General features: G+C 54.8%; 15 protein-coding genes and 1 tRNA gene. 9 read left to right on the forward strand and 7 right to left on the reverse strand.

Annotation, left to right across the window (positions count from 1 at the left end):
• The first annotated feature begins 103 nt into the window (after nucleotides 1-103).
• From rpsU to dnaG, 3 genes are all read left to right on the forward strand, one after another.
• The gene (rpsU, locus tag ACFQPC_RS17885; protein ID WP_011870001.1) at nucleotides 104-316 is read left to right on the forward strand and encodes a 30S ribosomal protein S21; all 213 of its coding nucleotides are present in this window, start codon (nucleotides 104-106) and stop codon (nucleotides 314-316) included.
• A 128-nt stretch (nucleotides 317-444) separates the two neighbouring features.
• Nucleotides 445-894 (forward strand): GatB/YqeY domain-containing protein, encoded by a 450-nt coding sequence (locus tag ACFQPC_RS17890; RefSeq protein WP_382273178.1) that lies wholly within the window; start codon nucleotides 445-447, stop codon nucleotides 892-894.
• 25 nt (nucleotides 895-919) lie between these two features.
• Nucleotides 920-2,719: a DNA primase gene (gene dnaG / locus ACFQPC_RS17895; protein ID WP_382273180.1), complete on the forward strand. Its 1,800-nt coding sequence runs from the start codon at nucleotides 920-922 to the stop codon at nucleotides 2,717-2,719.
• A gap of 331 nt (nucleotides 2,720-3,050) precedes the next feature.
• Here the strand turns inward: dnaG and ACFQPC_RS17900 are convergent, their stop codons facing one another.
• A complete protein-coding gene (locus ACFQPC_RS17900) occupies nucleotides 3,051-3,269 on the reverse strand; it encodes a hypothetical protein (protein WP_382273181.1) in 219 nt (72 codons plus the stop codon).
• Here ACFQPC_RS17900 and rpoD point away from each other — a divergent pair.
• The 5 genes from rpoD to ACFQPC_RS17925 all read left to right on the forward strand — a co-directional run bounded on the left by rpoD (nucleotide 3,268) and on the right by ACFQPC_RS17925 (nucleotide 9,438).
• Nucleotides 3,268-5,418: an RNA polymerase sigma factor RpoD gene (gene rpoD / locus ACFQPC_RS17905; protein WP_382273183.1), complete on the forward strand. Its 2,151-nt coding sequence runs from the start codon at nucleotides 3,268-3,270 to the stop codon at nucleotides 5,416-5,418. The two genes, ACFQPC_RS17900 and rpoD, sit on opposite strands and share 2 nt — an antisense overlap.
• Before the next feature lie 17 nt (nucleotides 5,419-5,435).
• Nucleotides 5,436-5,514 (forward strand) — tRNA-Ile (locus ACFQPC_RS17910).
• A gap of 212 nt (nucleotides 5,515-5,726) precedes the next feature.
• A complete protein-coding gene (locus ACFQPC_RS17915; protein ID WP_382273185.1) occupies nucleotides 5,727-6,377 on the forward strand; it encodes a hypothetical protein in 651 nt (216 codons plus the stop codon).
• Between the two features lie 362 nt (nucleotides 6,378-6,739).
• On the forward strand, nucleotides 6,740-8,164 hold the full coding sequence (locus ACFQPC_RS17920) for an acetamidase/formamidase family protein (protein WP_382273187.1): 1,425 nt from the start codon (nucleotides 6,740-6,742) through the stop codon (nucleotides 8,162-8,164).
• Nucleotides 8,165-8,343: 179 nt separating this feature from the next.
• On the forward strand, nucleotides 8,344-9,438 hold the full coding sequence (locus ACFQPC_RS17925; RefSeq protein WP_382273189.1) for a porin: 1,095 nt from the start codon (nucleotides 8,344-8,346) through the stop codon (nucleotides 9,436-9,438).
• Between the two features lie 50 nt (nucleotides 9,439-9,488).
• On the opposite strand, the gene ACFQPC_RS17930 is transcribed toward ACFQPC_RS17925, so the two are convergent.
• Together ACFQPC_RS17930 and ACFQPC_RS17935 are read right to left on the reverse strand one after the other, a co-directional pair.
• Nucleotides 9,489-11,036: an MFS transporter gene (locus ACFQPC_RS17930; protein ID WP_382273191.1), complete on the reverse strand. Its 1,548-nt coding sequence runs from the start codon at nucleotides 11,034-11,036 to the stop codon at nucleotides 9,489-9,491.
• The gene (locus ACFQPC_RS17935) at nucleotides 11,029-11,568 is read right to left on the reverse strand and encodes a GNAT family N-acetyltransferase (protein WP_382273193.1); all 540 of its coding nucleotides are present in this window, start codon (nucleotides 11,566-11,568) and stop codon (nucleotides 11,029-11,031) included. The genes ACFQPC_RS17930 and ACFQPC_RS17935 overlap by 8 nt, the downstream gene beginning before the upstream one ends.
• A 101-nt stretch (nucleotides 11,569-11,669) precedes the next feature.
• Here ACFQPC_RS17935 and ACFQPC_RS17940 point away from each other — a divergent pair, with 101 nt between their 5' ends.
• Nucleotides 11,670-12,554: a LysR family transcriptional regulator gene (locus ACFQPC_RS17940; RefSeq protein WP_382273195.1), complete on the forward strand. Its 885-nt coding sequence runs from the start codon at nucleotides 11,670-11,672 to the stop codon at nucleotides 12,552-12,554.
• A 43-nt stretch (nucleotides 12,555-12,597) separates the two neighbouring features.
• Here the strand turns inward: ACFQPC_RS17940 and guaD are convergent, their stop codons facing one another.
• From guaD to xdhA, 4 genes are read right to left on the reverse strand one after another with little or no spacing between them, the layout of a single operon-like run.
• On the reverse strand, nucleotides 12,598-13,908 hold the full coding sequence (guaD, locus tag ACFQPC_RS17945) for a guanine deaminase (RefSeq protein WP_382273197.1): 1,311 nt from the start codon (nucleotides 13,906-13,908) through the stop codon (nucleotides 12,598-12,600).
• Between the two features lie 51 nt (nucleotides 13,909-13,959).
• Nucleotides 13,960-15,021, reverse strand: a complete 1,062-nt coding sequence (gene xdhC, locus ACFQPC_RS17950; protein WP_382273199.1) for a xanthine dehydrogenase accessory protein XdhC — start codon at nucleotides 15,019-15,021, stop codon at nucleotides 13,960-13,962.
• 14 nt (nucleotides 15,022-15,035) lie between these two features.
• Complete coding sequence (gene xdhB, locus ACFQPC_RS17955) at nucleotides 15,036-17,393, reverse strand: xanthine dehydrogenase molybdopterin binding subunit (protein WP_382273201.1); 2,358 nt, start codon at nucleotides 17,391-17,393, stop codon at nucleotides 15,036-15,038.
• Between the two features lie 19 nt (nucleotides 17,394-17,412).
• On the reverse strand, nucleotides 17,413-18,903 hold the full coding sequence (gene xdhA, locus ACFQPC_RS17960) for a xanthine dehydrogenase small subunit (protein WP_382273203.1): 1,491 nt from the start codon (nucleotides 18,901-18,903) through the stop codon (nucleotides 17,413-17,415).
• Nucleotides 18,904-19,001: the final 98 nt, after the last annotated feature.

The following is a 19,001-nucleotide window of genomic DNA, read 5'->3' on the forward strand; positions in this document are numbered from 1 at the left end:
CGTTTTGTCCCGTATCTGCTTGTGGGTCAATAAAGAGCCTTCCCTTTGTGGAACAAGGCTGCTATAATCTTCGACTCACTACCCAACATTGGTTTACATTTAAATGACCACTATCCGCCTTAAAGAAAACGAGCCGTTCGAAGTCGCTATGCGTCGCTTCAAGCGCACCATTGAAAAAACTGGTTTGCTGACCGATTTGCGTGCGCGCGAGTTTTACGAGAAGCCAACTGCTGAACGCAAGCGCAAGCTCGCTGCAGCTGTGAAACGCCACTACAAGCGTATCCGCAGCCAGCAATTGCCTAAGAAACTGTACTAATTCCAATGGCTGCGCGCCCTTGTGAGCGTGCGGTACTCAGAATTAGTCGCAAACCCGCTCCGGTGTTGGTCCGCAGCGGGTTTTGGCGTTTTTAAAGATCGCTTGATTAATCAGATATCGGAGTGCGTATGAGCCTGAAAGAACAGATCACGGAAGATATGAAAGCGGCGATGCGCGCCAAGGAAGCGGGCAAGCTGGGCACGATTCGCCTGATTACCGCTGCCATCAAGCAAAAAGAAGTCGATGAGCGCATCGAGCTTGATGACGCGCAAGTGCAGGCCATCATTGAAAAAATGATCAAGCAGCGCAAGGATTCGATTTCGCAATTCCAGGCCGGCGGTCGCCAGGACCTGGTTGATATCGAGCAAGCCGAGCTGGCCGTATTGACGACCTATATGCCGAGTGCATTGTCGGATGGCGAAGTGCAGGCTGAAGTTGCTGCTGCAGTCGCTGCTTCCGGTGCCGCCGGGCCGCAGGACATGGGCAAGGTCATGGCCATCCTCAAGCCGAAACTCGCTGGTCGTGCCGACATGACCGCCGTGTCCGGTTTGGTAAAAGCAGCGCTGACCAAAGCCTGATCGTCATCCGCAGTCAGCTGCCGGCGTGATACCACAGTCGTTTATCCAGGATCTCCTCAACCGCGTCGATATCGTCGACGTGGTGGGGCGTTACGTGCAGCTGAAAAAAGGCGGTGCGAACTTCATGGGACTGTGTCCCTTCCATAACGAAAAATCCCCCAGTTTTACCGTCAGTCCGACCAAGCAGTTTTATCACTGCTTTGGCTGCGGTGCGCATGGCACTGCAATCGGTTTCCTGATCGAGTATTCGGGTATGGGTTTTGTGGAAGCGGTGAAGGACCTGGCGCAAAACGTCGGCATGGTCGTACCGGAAGCGGAAGACCGTTTGCCGCCGGCCCAACGTGCCGAGCATCAGGCCAAGAGCATGGCCTTGTCGGAAGCGATGACGCAGGCTTGCGATTATTACCGCCAGCAATTGCGCCATGCCGAACGGGCAAAGAATTACCTGATAGGCCGCGGCTTGACCGGTGAAATTGCCGCACGTTACGGCATGGGCTATGCGCCTGACGGCTGGGATGGTTTGCGTTCGGTATTCCCTGATTATGAAGTCGAGGCGCTGGTCGAATCCGGCCTGGTCATCGACAAGGCGGAAGAAGAAGGCGCAAACCGCAAACGCTATGACCGTTTCCGTGACCGCATCATGTTCCCGATCCGCAATACCAAGGGGCAAGTGATCGGTTTTGGTGGTCGCGTACTGGACAATGGTGAGCCTAAATACTTGAATTCGCCCGAGACGCCCTTATTTCAAAAGGGTAGCGAACTCTATGGTTTGTTTGAGGCACGCCAGGCTATCCGCGAGGCCGGCTATGCGCTGGTGACCGAAGGTTATATGGACGTGGTTGCGCTGGCGCAGCTGGGTTTCCCGCAAGCTGTGGCGACCCTGGGTACGGCATGTACGCCTATCCATGTGCAAAAGCTATTGCGCCAGACCGACCAGGTCATTTTCAGTTTTGATGGTGACAAGGCCGGACGCCGTGCCGCCCGTCGTGCGCTGGAAGCCAGTTTGCCGCATGCAGGTGACAACAAGGTGATCAAATTCCTGTTCCTGCCGACTGAGCATGATCCGGATAGTTACATCCGTGAACTGGGTACCGAAGCATTCGAAAAGCAGGTGCAGGATGCCATGCCTTTGTCGCAGTTTTTGCTGAAAGAGGCGGTCGGCGACAACGACCTTGGTACGCCGGAAGGCCGCGCCCGCGCGCAGTTCGACGCCAAGCCGCTGTTGCAGGCATTGCCGCCGTCATCCTTGCGCTTGCAGATAGTGCGCAGCCTGGCACAAATAACGGAAAGCACGCCGGCCGAAATCGAAGCGCTGTTTGAATTGGCGCAGCCGATTTCGCATGTGCGTGCGCCGCCGCCGCGTACCAAGCGCGCTGCACCGCAGGGATTGGAACGCCAGATCATGCGTTTGCTGGTATCGCATCCGGTGCTGGCGGCTGAAATGGACCAGGCGGCACTCGATATCGCCGCGCATTTGGCGCCTGAGCGTGCGGAAATGCTGATCCAGTTGGTGACCATGAGTCGTGAAATGGGGGCGCAGGCGAATTTTGCGATCCTGGCGGAAATGTTGCGTTCTACCGGCTCGGATTTCGATCCGCTGATTGCAGAAATTGCCGCGGAACCGGAGTCCGACGTGGCACTGGCGCGGCTGGAGCTGGCCGGGGCGATCCGGCAGACCAAAATGCAGGCATTACGTGATGAATTGCAGCATTTGGTGGCCGGTGGACTGGTTGGAGAAGAGGCGCAGGCGCGCTTCCGCGAATTGACCTTGCAGCAAGACCAGTTGCGTCGCCAGGCACAGGCGGAAATGATGCAAAGAGGCTAATTTTGCTCTCGTAGCGAGGGGAAATGTTCGCTCCTATGTTATAATTAAAGGCTTTCGATTCAAGCTCTTAGACATGGTGGTAATAAAGTAATCGGAAAGAAAATCAATAAACTTGCGCGGGCGTAAGCCGGATTTGAATGCGCAACTCAGCTCGTCGAGCGCAAGCTTAACCGCGCTTCAAGAGCATAACCTTGGTAGTTGATCCAATGGCGAATGCAATGAAGAAACCCGCGAAAACCCAAACGCTCACCGCGAGCAAAGCCAAATCGGCCGCTGCGGTGAAGTCGAGTAAAACTGTTGAAAAGAAAGTAGTCGCTGCAAAGTCGGCCGGTCAGGCAAAAGCCGTGGCTGCCAAGACCAAAGTAACAAGCTCGCCGAGCAAAGCGGCGGCGAAAACGCCTGCAGCAAAACTTTCACCTAAAGTTGCTGCAAAGCCGGTATCAGTGCAATCGAAAGCCCCTGTGACAAATAAGAAATCTGAAGTTAAGCCTGCTAGCAAGTCAGCAAAAGTCGAGCCAAAAGTCGAGTCGCGTCCTGGCGTAAACGTCATGATCACGGCGACCGTCAGCCAGACTACCGACGCCGCCACCCTGGCTGCGATCGACACGTCGGGTTACATCCTGCCGTCGATCAAGGTTCCGGGTCGTCGCGGCCGTAAGCCAAAAGAATTCCAGCCTGAGAACGATGAAATCGCGGCATTGAATGCGGTCGAACGCGCAGAACTGAAAGCCGTCGACAAAGCGAAAGCCAAAGATCGCAAGGCCAAAGAAAAAGCATTGTTGAAAGACGCCTTCTCGTCCGATACGGAAGCCAGTGAAGAAGAACTCGAAGCACGTCGCCAGAAACTCAAGACGCTGATCAAGTTCGGTAAGGAGCGCGGCTTCCTGACTTACGCAGAGATCAACGATCACCTGCCGGAAAACATCATCGATCCGGAAGCGATCGAAGGCATCATCGGTACCTTCAATGACATGGGTATCGCTGTCTACGAACAGGCACCGGATGCGGAAACCCTGCTCCTGTCCGACAACGTGGCAACCGTTGCCAGCGACGATGAAGCCGAAGCTGCTGCAGAAGCGGCACTGTCGACCGTCGACTCCGATTTCGGCCGTACCACTGATCCTGTGCGTATGTACATGCGCGAAATGGGTTCGGTTGAACTGCTGACACGCGAAGGCGAGATCGACATCGCAAAACGTATCGAAGACGGCCTGCGTGACATGATCCAGGCGATCTCCGCATGCCCGACCACGATTGCAGAAATCATTGCTGCTTCCGAACGTATCTCGAAAGACGAAGCCAAGATCGACGAAATCGTCGACGGCCTGGTCGACATGGATGCGGCCGAACCTGTAGTCGCTCCTCCTGCTCCTGCCGCTGCTTCAGATGATGAAGAAGACGAAGAAGAGGAAGAGGAAGAAGAAGAGGAAGAAGAAGAAACCACAGCCGCTTCCGGCGCTGCGGGCTTCTCGAGCGAACAGCTGGAACAGCTGAAGCGTGATTCGCTCGCCAAATTCGCGACCATCGCCCAGCAATTCGACAAGATGCGCAAAGCGTTCGAGAAAGAAGGCTACAACTCGAAACCATACGTCAAGGCACAAGAGATCATTTCGAATGAGCTGCTGAGCATCCGCTTTACCGCGAAAGTCGTCGAGAAGTTGTGCGACACCCTGCGCGGCCAGGTGGATGAAGTACGCCACATCGAAAAACAAATCCTTGATGTTGCAGTGAATCGTTGCGGCATGCCACGCGGCCACTTCATCAAAGTCTTCCCGGGCAATGAAACCAATCTGGACTGGGTAGACGGCGAAGTGAACGGCAAACATGCATACAGCGTCGTGTTGGCACGTAACGTCCCGACCGTCAAAGAACTGCAGCAAAAACTGATCGACCTGCAAGCACGTGTTGTCTTGCCATTGCCTGACCTGCGCGCCATCAACAAAAAGATGGCTGCCGGTGAAATGAAAGCACGCAAGGCAAAACGCGAAATGACAGAAGCCAACTTGCGTCTGGTTATTTCGATTGCGAAAAAGTATACTAACCGCGGTTTGCAATTCCTCGATTTGATCCAGGAAGGCAATATCGGTTTGATGAAGGCAGTCGACAAGTTCGAATATCGTCGCGGCTTCAAATTCTCGACTTATGCAACCTGGTGGATCCGTCAGGCCATCACCCGTTCGATCGCCGATCAGGCCCGCACCATCCGTATTCCGGTGCACATGATCGAAACGATCAACAAGATGAATCGCATCTCGCGTCAGATCCTGCAGGAAACCGGTGCAGAACCGGATCCGGCAACCCTGGCGATCAAGATGGAAATGCCGGAAGACAAAATCCGCAAGATCATGAAGATCGCGAAAGAGCCTATTTCGATGGAAACACCGATAGGCGACGACGACGATTCGCATCTGGGCGACTTCATCGAAGACAACAATACATTGGCCCCGGCCGATGCAGCGTTACACGCTTCGATGCGCGGTGTAGTCAAGGACGTACTCGATTCCCTGACACCACGCGAAGCAAAAGTCTTGCGTATGCGTTTTGGTATCGAAATGTCGACCGATCACACGCTGGAAGAAGTGGGTAAGCAATTCGACGTTACACGTGAGCGTATTCGCCAAATAGAAGCAAAGGCGTTGCGCAAACTGCGTCACCCATCGCGGTCAGATAAATTGAAGAGCTTCCTGGAAGGTAATTAAGCTCTCATCAAGTTGTCGGGCCTCTAGCTCATGCTTGGTTAGAGCAGCGGACTCATAATCCGTTGGTGCCGTGTTCGACTCACGGGAGGCCCACCATAAAACAGAAGGGGTTACGATTATTCGTAACCCCTTTTCTACTTCTGAATCTGGTTTCTATGCGACCGTACCTTATCCGGCTATGATTTGGCATTAATCATAAGCAATATATTGATTGTGCTTTGCTCGGTATGCCGTAGGCGAATTTTTAAGAGATACAAGCAATCCTGAGTGGTAAGGGACTAGGATTTTAATTATAGAAGGAGAGGGTGATGAGGGCGTTTTTTCTTGTGGTGATTAGTGCGTTGGCATTATCTGGGTGTGCCGTTAGTTATACTCCCGCCAAACAAAGTACGAATGCATTTGATGAGCCGGCAATTGGTACTATCACAACCGCTCAAATCGGAGATCATCTCTTGCGTAAGGGGCTGATTGTTGAGGGAGAGGTCCTTTCTCTGAAAAGTAAGGCAAGTGGCTTCGCCTATGACATCTTGCCAGGAGAATATCCCCAGCTTGGCTACACGGATACGGAAAAATTCTTCCTACCTGCAGGAATTATCAAAAACCCGCTGGCTGATCCGTATCAGGGTATGTCTGTAAAAAATGAGGATCTTACGAAAGTTTGCGTCATCACGGTATTCGGTGTCAGGGCGTGCTACGACGCCAAATTTGAGATCGTAAAACGTGCCACGGAAAGAGATGCCAGCTTCCAGCAAACACTTATCTACAGTGGTCGGGTAGGTAGCAAAATAAACATTGGCTATCGAGAATTCAGTAATAGCTCAGCAAGGCCTGCGTTTAACAATGATGTGGAGTACGATCTCTCTGCATCTAAAGTTATCGGTTACAAAGGCGCGCAGATTGAAGTTATCGACGCCAACAATTCAGAAATTACATACAAAGTGATCAAGAGTTTTAAGTGAGCCTAGTAGAACGTGACAATGTTGATGATTCTGAGCAAGCGGTAACGAGTGATGATGGGGTAACGTGTGTATAAATCAGTGGATATGCTACTTCATAATCCGTTGGTGCTGCGTTAGACCCGAGGGAGGTCCAACATACACAGAGGGGGTACGATTACTCGTATCCCTTTTTTAGTTAACTCCCGCTACGCTGAACAATTTCTGAAAGCCAATAAGCCTGACATTTATACAAGTCCCCGGTGAATACCTACCATTCATCCAACAATGATTTGTACGCCTCCGTACAAGATTCCAGTACCTCCTCGCCCATATGATCTCTGCTAACCACAATCAGGTGGTGTGTCAAAGAGATCAGGAGATGTATGCGAGACCATATTTGCAGTACCGGATGTAATCACTTTTCCCATCTGAACGATGCCGATTTGCAGGGTGAGTTCAAGGAAGCGCGCCAGAGCTTGCGCGCCGCCATCGGTGGCAAGCCAACCGCAGGAACCGCAGGCCTGGCCGGTGTTACCGAGCGTGCGCTGCCTTCGAAGCAGGCTGGGGAACAGGTTAGTCATTACTACGTTCCGGCCAACAACAAGACTATCCACTGGGGTTACTTCAGCAAGACCATGGAGCCGCTGCTGAAGCTGGAATCCGGTGATTACGCGACGATCGAAACAATCACGCATCACTCAAACGACGATATCGAACGCATGGTCAAAGGTGATCCAGGCGCGGAAAGCATTTTCCAGTGGGATGCGAATAGCAAGGCAGTTGATCGCCGTGGCGCGGGTGCTATGGATGATCCATTGGGCGCGGGCGGCGGATTGGGTGTGCATGTCTGCACGGGTCCTATTTATGTCAATGGCGCAGAGCCGGGCGATGTACTGGAAGTACGCATCGTCGACACCATGCAACGCCCATCGGGCAATCCTGATTACCGCGGCAAGACCTTTGGTTCCAATGTCGCCAGCAACTGGGGCTTCCACTACAACAACCTGATCACCGAGCCTAAAGGCCGTGAAGTCATCACGATTTATGAAGTCGATGCGCAAGGTGAACAGACCTGGGCCAAGGCTGTTTATAACTATCGCTGGACACCACAAACCGATCCTTTCGGCACCGTGCATCCAATCATCGATTACCCAGGCGTGCCGGTCGACAAGAGCAGCATCAAGCCTAACTACGACGTCCTGAAGGGTTATGAAATCCCTGTGCGTCCACACTTCGGCATGATCGGTGTGGCACCGGTCGAAGCGGATATGGTGTCTTCCATCATCCCTAGCTACAGCGGCGGTAACTTCGATAACTGGCGTATGGGCAAGGGTGCGACTGCATTCTTCCCGGTCGTGGTGCCAGGCGCGATGTTCTCGGTTGGTGATCCGCATGCATCGCAAGGTGATGCTGAGCTTTGCGGTACCGCTATCGAATGTTCGCTGACCGGTTTGTTCCAGTTCATCGTGCACAAGAAAGCAGACCTGCCAGGCACCAAGCTGTACGGCCTCGACTATCCATTGCTGGAAACCGAAAGCGAATTGATCGTGCACGGCTTCAGCAGCCCGAATTACCTGAAGGAATTCGGTGTGGATGGCACGTCGGAACTGTTCAAGAAATCGTCGCTGGACAGTGCAATGACGGATGCCTTCAACAAGACCCGTCGCTTCTTCATGGATACACGCAACCTGACCGAGGATGAAGCGATCTCGCTGATCTCGGTATCGGTCGACTTCGGTATTACCCAAGTCGTCGATGGCAACTGGGGTGTCCACGCAGTCATCAAGAAGGCTGTGTTCCCTAAGTAATGTGAAGTATCTGGTGCTGGCGGAGTGTATCCGCCGGCACTGTGTCGTGTAGCGATTAGTACCTGGCATTAAAAAAGTAGTGAGGCAGGACGGTAAAACGGAAGTACATAAAAAAATAAGCAGTGCCGTGAGTAAAAGAAAACAGATTTCTTTACACGTATAAAAACGAGGAGACAAAAATGGGTGCAAGAAAAAATACACTGCGCAAGCTGCAGTGCGTTGCGGTCTTGGGCGCAGCATGTGCATTGCCGGCAATGGCGCAGACATCGGTCCAGGTGACAGGCCTGGTCGATAACTTTGTAGGTTCGGTCAAGTACAGCGGCGACGCGGGACGCAGCAGCGTCGTCAATAGTGGCGGCATGACGACATCGTGGTTTGGCTTCAAGGGAACCGAAGATCTTGGCGGTGGACTCAAGGCCAAATTCAACCTGACCTCCTTCTTCCGTGCGGATACCGGCGGTGCCGGGCGCTTCGACGGCAATGAAACCTTTTTCTCGCGCGATGCGAATGTCGGCCTGATCGGTAAATTCGGTGAGGTTTCCCTTGGTCGCGATCTCGCACCGCATTTCCTGCCTTCGATCCTGTTCAATCCATTTGGTGATTCATTCCAGTTGTCACCTTTGATGCTGCACGCAGACGTGCCCTTATTCAATGGTTCGCGCTGGAGCAATTCGGTTGCAGCGGATACCGGCTGGAGCAATGAGATTGTCTATACCACGCCTGACATGGCGGGTTTGAAAGCCAATATCCATTATCAGTTCGGAGAAGTGGCAGGGCAGAACGGCAAGAATAACGTCGGTATGAACTTGCTGTATTCGAATGGCCCATTGGGACTGGCCGCGTACTACCAAAAGATAAGGGTGAACAATCCGCTCGAACAGACGCCGGGCAATGTGTTGCCGGCAGCGGCTTTGGCCGGTGGTTTGACGCCGGCGCGCCAAACCGGATGGTTTGTCGGTGGTTCGTATGATTTTGCGGTGGCGAAGTTATTCGCAACCTATAACCAGACCAGTCACGATATCGATCTGCAAGACCGGACCGTGCAGCTCGGTACCAGCATTCCACTGGGGCAGGGCGCTATCCTCGCATCATGGGCGAATACCAAACGTGATGGCGCTGCGGTAGGACAGGATTTGAAACGCAATACAGCGTCGTTTGGCTATGACTACAACATCTCCAAACGCACTGACCTGTATGCGGTTTATATGTACGACAAGATTACCCAGCAAAACACCGGCAATACCGTTGCGCTGGGTATCCGTCATCGCTTTTAATCAACATTGCTGAGCGGGGTATCCGCCCAGCCACACAACCTCTCCGATGCTCAAGAAGTTGAGTGCGATTCGGCGAGCATGGAAACATGCTCGCTTTTTTTATTGCTCCACCAGACGATGCCGGAAGTCAGGAGCAGCAGGAAGGTCGCGGTTGCAATGACGGCGGTGAACGCGACATCAAATGATGCTTTGGCCGCATCACCGACGATTTGCGCCGCAGCCGGCGCCAGGTCATGACCCACGATGAGGGCTTCGTCCAGGCTATCCCACACAATAGCAGGCAGGTTCATATCGCCGGGCAGGCTCAGTGTGCCTGCATATGCCAGCGACAGGATGCTACCCATCAGCGTTACGCCGAAGACGCTACCCAGTTCGTAAGAAACTTCCTCGACCGAGGCCGCCATACCTGCGCGGTCGACCGGAGCGCTTTGCATGATGGTGCCGGATGCGGCAGTCATGGCCGCACCGATACCGACACCGAGCACCAGCAGGCAAATGACTTGTGTCCACACTGCTGCGTCATGCAGGAACAGGTAGGCACCCATGCCGAGTGCGGAAATGAGCAAGGACAGCGACAATACAAAAGCACTCCCCAGGCGTGGCAATACGCGTCCCGTCAACGGGCCGGCGACAAAAGCAGCCAGCGACAAAGGCAGGATGAAAACACCAGCCTGTAACGGTGTCATATCCAGCACTAATTGCAAACGCTGTGTGAGTACCAGTTCCATGCCCAGGAGTGCGGCAGCGGCGACCACGGCGGCGGCAACGGATGAAGAAAAAATCGTGTTTTTAAACAGCGAAAAATCGATCATCGGATGCGCGCTATGTTGCTGGCGACGCGCAAACATGGCAAGGAAAAAGAGTCCAAGCAGCAGTACCAGGAAGGCAATGCCCCATGCCGGGTCACGCTTGCCTGCTTCCTTCAGCGCGTAGGTAACGCCGACCAGGCCCGCCATGATTTGCAAGGAGCCGATCAAATCCCATGGACGGGTTTTGTTGGCTTTACCTTTTGGTATATATGCGAGCGCGATGGGCAAAGCCAGCAGCACGATAGGTACGTTGATCAGGAACACCGAACCCCACCAAAAGTATTCGAGCAAGAGGCCGCCGACCACCGGTCCCAGCGCCGCGCCGCCAAAGGCGACAGAGGCCCAGATACCGATCGCGACTGCGCGTTCGTTTTCATCTGCAAAGGCGAGACGGATGATGGAAAGTGTTGCCGGCATCATCATGGCCGCACCTACCGCCAGCAAGGCACGCGATGCAATCAACATGGCCGAGGTCGGCGAATACGCGGCGCATAGCGACGCGATACCAAAGACGATCAATCCGGCAATGAACAGGGATTTATGTCCCAGCCTGTCACCCAGCGTACCCATGCCGAGCAAGAGCCCGGACACGATCAACGCATAGATGTTGACGATCCACAGCTTGGCAGACGCCGATGCTGCCAGGTCTGCGGTCAGGCGCGGTAATGCCGCATACAGCACCGTCATATCGACGACGATGAGCAACAGTGCAACCGAGACGATGGCCAGTACCAGCCAGCGACTGGATGCCGGCAGTGTCGACGGTTGTTTCAGGATTTGCTTATTCATGGCTCAGCTCCTTCATCATCACGACCGATACCGGCTGAAAGCCCTGTGCTTCGAAGAAACGATGCGCATCATGGTTGCCTACACCGCTTTCGAGGAAGAGGCGTTTGACGCCGCGCTTGAGCATTTGCTGCTCCAGCCATGTAGTTAACTGGCGGCCGATACCCGCGCTGCGGTAGTCCGGATGCACGATCAGGTCATCCAGCGAAGCATAGGGCGTAGCGACATCCTGCTTGGTGCCAATGGAAATGAGCGCCATGCCGGCGATGGCACCGTCTATGTCGGCGAGTGCGATCAAATGATCTGCACTGGCCGGATCTTGCGCCAGCGTGGTTTTTAATTCTTCATGCAAGGTGGTGGCAAGATCGCTGCGCCAGCGCGCAGGAGTTTCTGCGCGTGATCCTTGCAGCTCGGAGTGGGAAATATATTGGGTGTGCGCATGCATCACGAAGAACTGGGTAAGTGCTTCGCTTAGTGCGACGTCTGTGCACCAGTTTATGGCGACAGTTTTTTGGGTAATGGATTTTTGATTCATGACTTTTTTGGCTCTAAAGAGCCGATTTGTTGTGTAACTTTGCCTATCATCCATCAATATTAGATTTGGACAAAGTTAAGTACCATCTATAAAATAGATGAATGGAATGGACTATTGATCGCATGAAGCAGTTTGTCGTGACCGCAGAGGCAGGTTCTATCTCTGCGGCCGCACGTCGCCTGGGCAAGGCGCAGTCTGCTGTCAGTACGGCAATTGCCTTGCTGGAGGCCGACCTGGGCTTCGATTTATTTGACCGTTCGCGACGCAGTGTGCAATTGACGCCGGCGGGTGAAGTGATGTTGCTGGAAGCGCGGGAATTGTTGCGCCAGGCAGAAGGATTGGACCAACGCGCGCAGTCATTTGCAGCAGGGCAACAACCCAAGCTGACGCTGGCCCTGGATGAGGCTTTGCCTTATCTGGCGGTAGGTGCCCTGGTGAAGGAAATATCAGAGCGCTTCCCATCGCTGGAACTCACCCAGTTCAACGGTACCGCTACCGAGGTTGCCGAGTATGTGGAAAACCAGCGCGCCAGCGTGGCTTTCCATTTCGACCGCGGACCATGCTCGCTGTCATTTGCACAAAAGCATATCGGCAGCGTTGCGCAGGGTATCTTTGTCGCACGTGGACACCCATTAACAAAAATCAAAAAGGTCACGCAACGGGATCTCGCCAAGCACCGGCAATTGCTGATGCATATGGAAGATTTTGCCGATCCGGCACTTAGCCCGTCGGTCTGGCGTTCCGATAGTTTTTACAGTATTGCCGCGATGGTGGCTGACGGCATAGGATGGGCGATACTGCCGCTGAATATTGCCGAGTACGAAGAGTACCGTTTGCATTTGCAGGAATTGCCATGCGACGAATTCACCTTGCCGGTGTTGTCGGTACGTATGTTGTGGCTACAGGGGCATCAGCCCGATGCGACTACACAATGGGTGCAGAAGCGTCTGGCAGAACTGCTGCACACCATTCCCTGGAGTCTGTGAGAGGCGGGCAGCTATTGCCGGATAGCCGCCCGGTCGTGATAAATCAAATCCACGCCGTGCGTTGGTGTACGCGTGCACCAGCCGAGTAGGTGGCGGTGATAACGCGATCATCACCCAGTAGTGCCAACGCAAACAGTTGTTCTTCGAGGCTGTCGGTAGTTGCACTACGACGCGAAAGCAAAGGCGTCGCTTGCGGATCGAGCACGATGAAGTCAGCATCGCAGCCGGCCGCAAAATTACCGATCGTTCCTTCCAGCTGCAATGCACGCGCACCACCAAGTGTTGCCATGTAAAACATGCGGTGTGCATCCAGGTGCATGCCGCTCATGCGCCCGACCTTGTGCAACTCATTCATGGTTTGCAGCATCGAAAAGCTGGTACCACCGCCGACATCGGTTGCCAGCGACATCGGCATGCGCAATTTATCGGCATTGGCAAAATCAAACAAACCACTGCCGAGGAAGAGATTGGAAGTAGGGCAGACTGTCGCCACCGATTCGGTAGCCGCCATGCGCGCACGATCATTGTCATCCAGCCAGATGCAGTGTGCGTACAAGGCGCGCTTGCGCATCAGGCCACGCTGCTCATAGACATCCAGGTAGCTGCGGGCATCGGGGAACAATTCCTTCACCCATTTCACTTCATCGGTATTTTCAGCGACATGGGTTTGTATATAGGTATCCGGGTATTGCGCCGCCAGTTCTCCGGCCAGCCTTAATTGCTGGTCGGTAGAAGTAGGCGCAAAACGTGGCGTGATGGCGTAGTGCTGGCGGCCTTTTTTATGCCAGCGTTTGATCAGGGCTTCGCTGTCCCTTGCACTGCTTTCTGCCGTATCGAGCAAGAAGTCGGGAGCATTCCTGTCCATCATGACTTTGCCTGCGATCATACGCAAATTGAGTGCATGGCTGCGCTCAAAGAATGCATCGACCGATTGCGGATGTACGGTGCAATACACTGCAGCGGTTGTGGTGCCGTTGCGCAGTAATTCCGCGAGGAAGAATTCAGCGACTTCGGCGGCATGTGCTGCATCGCCGAAGCGTCCTTCGGTAGGAAAGGTGTAGGTATTCAGCCAGGGCAGCAGGCCGGGTGCCGGTGAGCCGATGATATCGGTTTGCGGATAGTGCACATGGGTGTCGATAAAGCCGGGCGTGATGATCTTGCCGCGCCAGTCATTGACCATGGTGTCAGCCGGAAGGCTGGCGTGCAGGCTGTCGTAATCACCGGCAGCAACGACCTTGCCATCGGCGATGACCAGCAAGCCATCGCTATGCCATAGCGTGGCATGTTCATCGAAGGCCGGGTCGTTGCGGAAGTGGAGCAGGCTGGCGCGGTACGCTTGTACGTTAGAAATCATGAGTGGCAGTAAAAAAATGAATAGTGAAGCAAGCCTGTGCCCAGGCTTGGGTTAGGCTTGGGGATTGAGTGCTACAAGCGGACTATCTTTACGATTGTGTGCGCGTAATTCCCATAGCTGCATCAGTTGTGCGACGACAGCGACTGCGATACTGGCGGGTTCCTTGCCATAAATGCCGGGAATGCCGATAGGGCAGGTCATCTTGTTTAATTGTTCGACTGTGATGCCGCGATCCTGCAAGCGATGTTCGAACTGCTTGCGCTTGGTCATGGAACCGATCAGGCCGAACCAGGCGACGTCGTCGCGCCGCAAAATTTGTTCCGTCAATTGCTGGTCCAGTGAATGACTGTGTGTCATGACCAGGAAGTAGGCACCCGGCTCCGCTTTGGCGACTACGGCATTTGGCACATCTGTCGCATCGATAGTGACTTGCGCCGGTAAATCAGTCGGGAACATGTCTTCGCGTTCATCGACCCACAGGATGCGGCAGGGCAGCATGCTCAACATGCGGACCAGTGCAGTGCCGACATGCCCGGCACCGAACAGCACCACTTGCGGTAAGCGGGCGCTGCATAAATCGAGCATCCAGCGCTGCCCATGCGTGTCACGTGCAATATGCGTCTTGCTCGCGACGCGGAACATGCCGGCATGCAAGCCATGGTCGGCGGCATTTGCTTCACAGCAGACGCCGTCGCTTTCATACAGCAGCGAAGGAGCTGAGGACTCGAATGGCACGGCACGCCAGAGATTCACACCATCCTTGCGCCCACGTGCGAGTCCTTCCAGCATAGCGGCGGCTTGCTGGTCAACGATTTCAAAAGCGAGGAACACGACGCCACCACAACACTGACCCAGGCTGGGTCCAAGGGCAATGCGTTCCAGGTAGGTCGGCCGTCGATTGCTATCACTGTCCGCCAGCATCTTGCGTGCGGTTTCGGCGGCACGCCATTCCAGGTGGCCGCCACCGATCGTGTCGAATTGCCGGGTGGCGGTAAATACCATGCGCGCACCTTCTTCGCGCGGTGTTGAACCCTGGATACCGGCAACCGTCACCAGGACACAGGTTTCATTGCGGCTTGCCGCCGCTTGCAAAGCTTCCAGCCAGCTAGACATGAGATGCTCCTTCGCTAGTTGATGGCGGCACGAACTGCATCGACCGCATCGAGGATGGCTTCGCTGGTGGCCGGTGCACGCAAAGGCGGATTGACGCGATTGTTGCCTACCGCAGCGACCGCATCGCGAATTGCGAGGAAGACCGAGAACGGCAATAGCAGCGGTGGTTCGCCGACCGCCTTCGAGCGGTGGATACTATCCTGCACATTGCTGTTCTTGAAGAGCTTGACGCGGAAGTCCGGCGGGCAATCGGAGATGGCCGGAATCTTGTAGGTGGATGGCGCATGCGTCATCAGCTTGCCATCTTTGTTCCACCACAATTCTTCTGTCGTGAGCCAACCCATGCCCTGGATAAAGCCGCCTTCAACTTGCCCGGCATCGATCGCCGGATTGAGCGCTTCGCCGGCATCGTACAGTGCGTCTGCGCGCAACAACTTCCATTCGCCGGTCAGCGTATCGATGACTACTTCCGCCACCGCTGCGCCATAAGCGTAGTAGTAGAAAGGATGGCCGTTCATGGTCTTGGCATTCCAATGTACGCGGGGCGTGGAATAGAAACCATCGGACCAGAGCTGGACGCGTGCGAGGTAACCCTGCATCACCAGATCCTTGAAATCGATAGACTGCTCGCCCGAGCTCACCTTGCCATCGGCGAAAATGATGGTGGCGACATCGACGCTGAAACGTTGTGCTGCCAGGTTGGCCAGCCGGTCGCGCACTTGCAGGGCCGCGTGTTGCGCCGCCTTACCATTCAGGTCGGTACCGGTCGATGCCGCAGTAGCGGAAGTATTCGCTATTTTGCTGGTATCGGTGGCGGTACAGCGTACTTTGTCGAGTGGCAGGCCGAAGGCGTTGGCGACGACCTGGGCGACCTTGGTGTTCAGGCCCTGTCCCATTTCGGTACCACCGTGGTTAACCAGGATGGAACCATCGGTGTAGATATGTACCAGCGCACCGGCCTGGTTCAGGTGCGGGACGTTGAAGGATATCCCGAATTTGACAGGTGTCAGCGCCAGGCCTTTTTTCAGGATGGGGCTGGTGGCGTTGAATGCATTGATGGCTGCACGGCGGGCCTGGTACTCGCTGGTTGCTTCCAGTTCGTCGACCAGCGCATGGATAATGTTGTCTTCTACCTTTTGTCCGTAATGGGTCACATTGCGGGCGTCCGGGCCATCTGCATCGCTGCTGCCGTAGAAGTTGATGCGACGGACTTCCAGTGCATCCTTGCCCAGGTTGCGTGCAATTTCATCGACGATGTATTCAATTGCAATCGCACCTTGCGGGCCGCCGAAGCCGCGGAATGCGGTATTGGACTGAGTATTGGTCTTGCCGCACATCGCATGGATTTCGACATCCGACAGATAGTAGGCATTGTCGAAGTGACAGACGGCGCGGGTGGCAACCGGTCCGGACAGATCGGCGGAAAAACCTGCGCGCGAAATCATGTCTATCCTGGCCGCCAGGATGCGTCCATTGTTGTCATAGCCCACTTCGTAATCGTAGGCGAAACAGTGGCGTTTGCCGGTCACTATCATGTCGTCGTCGCGGTCGGCCCGCAGCTTGACCGGACGGCGCAGGCGTGCGGCGGCGAAAGCTGCGACGCAAGCCCAGAGTGCGGATTGTGATTCCTTGCCGCCAAAACCACCACCCATGCGACGGCATTCGACCAGTACATCGTGTGAAGCCACATTCAATACGTGTGCAATGTGGTGTTGCATTTCACTCGGGTGCTGGGTCGAGCAATGCACGTGCATGCCGCCGCCTTCTTTCGGAATGGCGTAGGAAATCTGGCCTTCCAGATAAAATTGTTCCTGTCCGCCGACATCGAATTTACCCTGCAGTTTATTCGGCGCAGCCGCGAATGCAGCGACGGCGTCGCCGCGTTTCAGGTGCATCGGCGGCAAGACATAGGATTCAGCGGCATGCGCTGCACGCGGTGTCAGTATCGGTGGCAGCTCCGTGTATTCAATGACGCCCAGGCGTGCCGCACGTCGTGCTGCATCGTGGCTATTGGCGATGACGACAAAGACCGGTTGTCCTATGTATTGCACCAAGTCCTCGGCCAGTACCGGGTCGTCATGGATAATTGCGCCGCATTCGTTTTCGCCGGGAATGTCAGCGGCTGTGAATACAGCGACTACGCCCGGTGCAGCTTTGACTTTGCTGAGGTCGATCGAATTGATGCGCGCATGGGCTTTTTGCGACAGGCCGAGCGCTGCGTGCAAAGTGCCGTGCAATTCAAGGATGTCATCGGTATAAGTTGCTTCGCCGGTGACATGCAGGTAAGCGGATTCGTGCGGATACGGTGTGCCGACTGCCTTGACGCCGCGCAATGCGGCGTCGGACATAAATACTTCAGTTTGTTTGTTCATCATCTTCTCCGGTACATCCTCAAGCGGTCTGGGCCGTGGCGGTATTCACCACAAAGGCGCGTAAGGAACTCGGCGGCATAGGTGCATCAGCACGTGTTTCCAGCCAATAGCGATACAACAGGTTTTGTGCGGTCTTCATGCGGTAAGCCGACGATGCGCGCATGTCCGACAGCGGTGCGTAGTCTTGCGCCAGGAGGGCAATCGCGGCGCGCACGTTTTCTTCACTCCATGCCTTGCCGTTAAGTGCCGCTTCGGCCAGAGGAGCGCGCTTCGGTGTGGCAGCCATGCCACCATAGACAATGCGGGCATCGCGCACCTGGCCATCGACCAGTTCAAAGGCGAAGGACGCGCAGACGGCCGAGATATCCTGATCGAAGCGCTTCGATAATTTGTAGACACGGAATACGATATCCGGGCGTGGCAATGGAATGCGTACGGCCTGTACAAATTCGTTCGGCTGCAAGGCTGATTTTTGGTAAGCCAGATAAAAATCTTCCAGCGGCATCTCGCGTTCACCGGCCACGCTGCGCAAGACGATATGTGTGCCGAGTGCGATCAGCCACGGCATGGAATCGCCGATAGGCGAACCGTTGGCGACGTTGCCGCCCAGCGTACCGGCATTGCGTACCGGCAGCGAAGCGAAGCGTTGCCACAGTTCCGATAGTTCTTGCGGATAATGCTTGTTGGCTGCGGCATAAGCTTTTTCCAGCGTGACGCCGGCGCCGATTTCCAGCCAACCGCTTTTTTCCTTGATGCTTTTCAGCGCTTCGACCTGGCCGATGTAGATGATGTCGCCCAGGTCACGCATATGTTTGGTGACCCACAAGCCGACATCGGTAGAGCCTGCCAGGATGCGGGCCTTTGGCAGGTCAGCGCGTAGTGCCGCCAGTTGCGCGATGGTACGTGGCGCATGGAAAGTCTGGCCGGCATAGCTGATACTCAGTGCTTCATGCCGCTGTATTTCACGCAGGGCATCGATTACCGGGGCGTGGTCAAACTGTACTGCCGGCAACTCACCCATGCGATGCGCGGCGTCGATGATAGGACGATAGCCGGTGCAGCGGCACAGGTTGCCGGACAGCGCATCGTCGATTTGTCGTGTGCTCAGCGCGGCATCGGAACCTTCATCGCGCTGGTATAAATTCCATAAGGACATGACGAAGCCGGGCGTACAGAAACCGCATTGTGAGCCGTGGCATTCGACCATCGCCTGTTGTACCGGATGCAGGCAGCCATCGCTTTGTTTCAGGTCTTCCACCGTGAATAAGGCCTTGCCATCCAGTGTCGGTAAAAACTGGATGCAGGAGTTGACGGTATTCAGTTCCAGATGATCGCCGTGCAGTTCTCCGACGACCACGGTGCAGGCGCCGCAGTCACCTTCGGCACAACCTTCTTTGGTGCCGGTGCAATGCATGTCTTCGCGCAAATGCTGCAAGACAGTACGGGTATTGGAAAGACCACTCACTTCGTGAGTGGTGCCGCGGAAGTAAAAGCGTATCGGTTCTGACATGATATGTACTCTGTAGTAAGACTAAGTAGTGCTGTGCTACTTACGAAATCAAATTCACTTTTTTTGCCAGATGTTGCGCACCAGTGCGCAACATCTGT

The organism is Herminiimonas glaciei (genome assembly GCF_042664955.1).
In the GTDB taxonomy this organism is placed as follows: domain Bacteria; phylum Pseudomonadota; class Gammaproteobacteria; order Burkholderiales; family Burkholderiaceae_D; genus Oxalicibacterium; species Oxalicibacterium glaciei.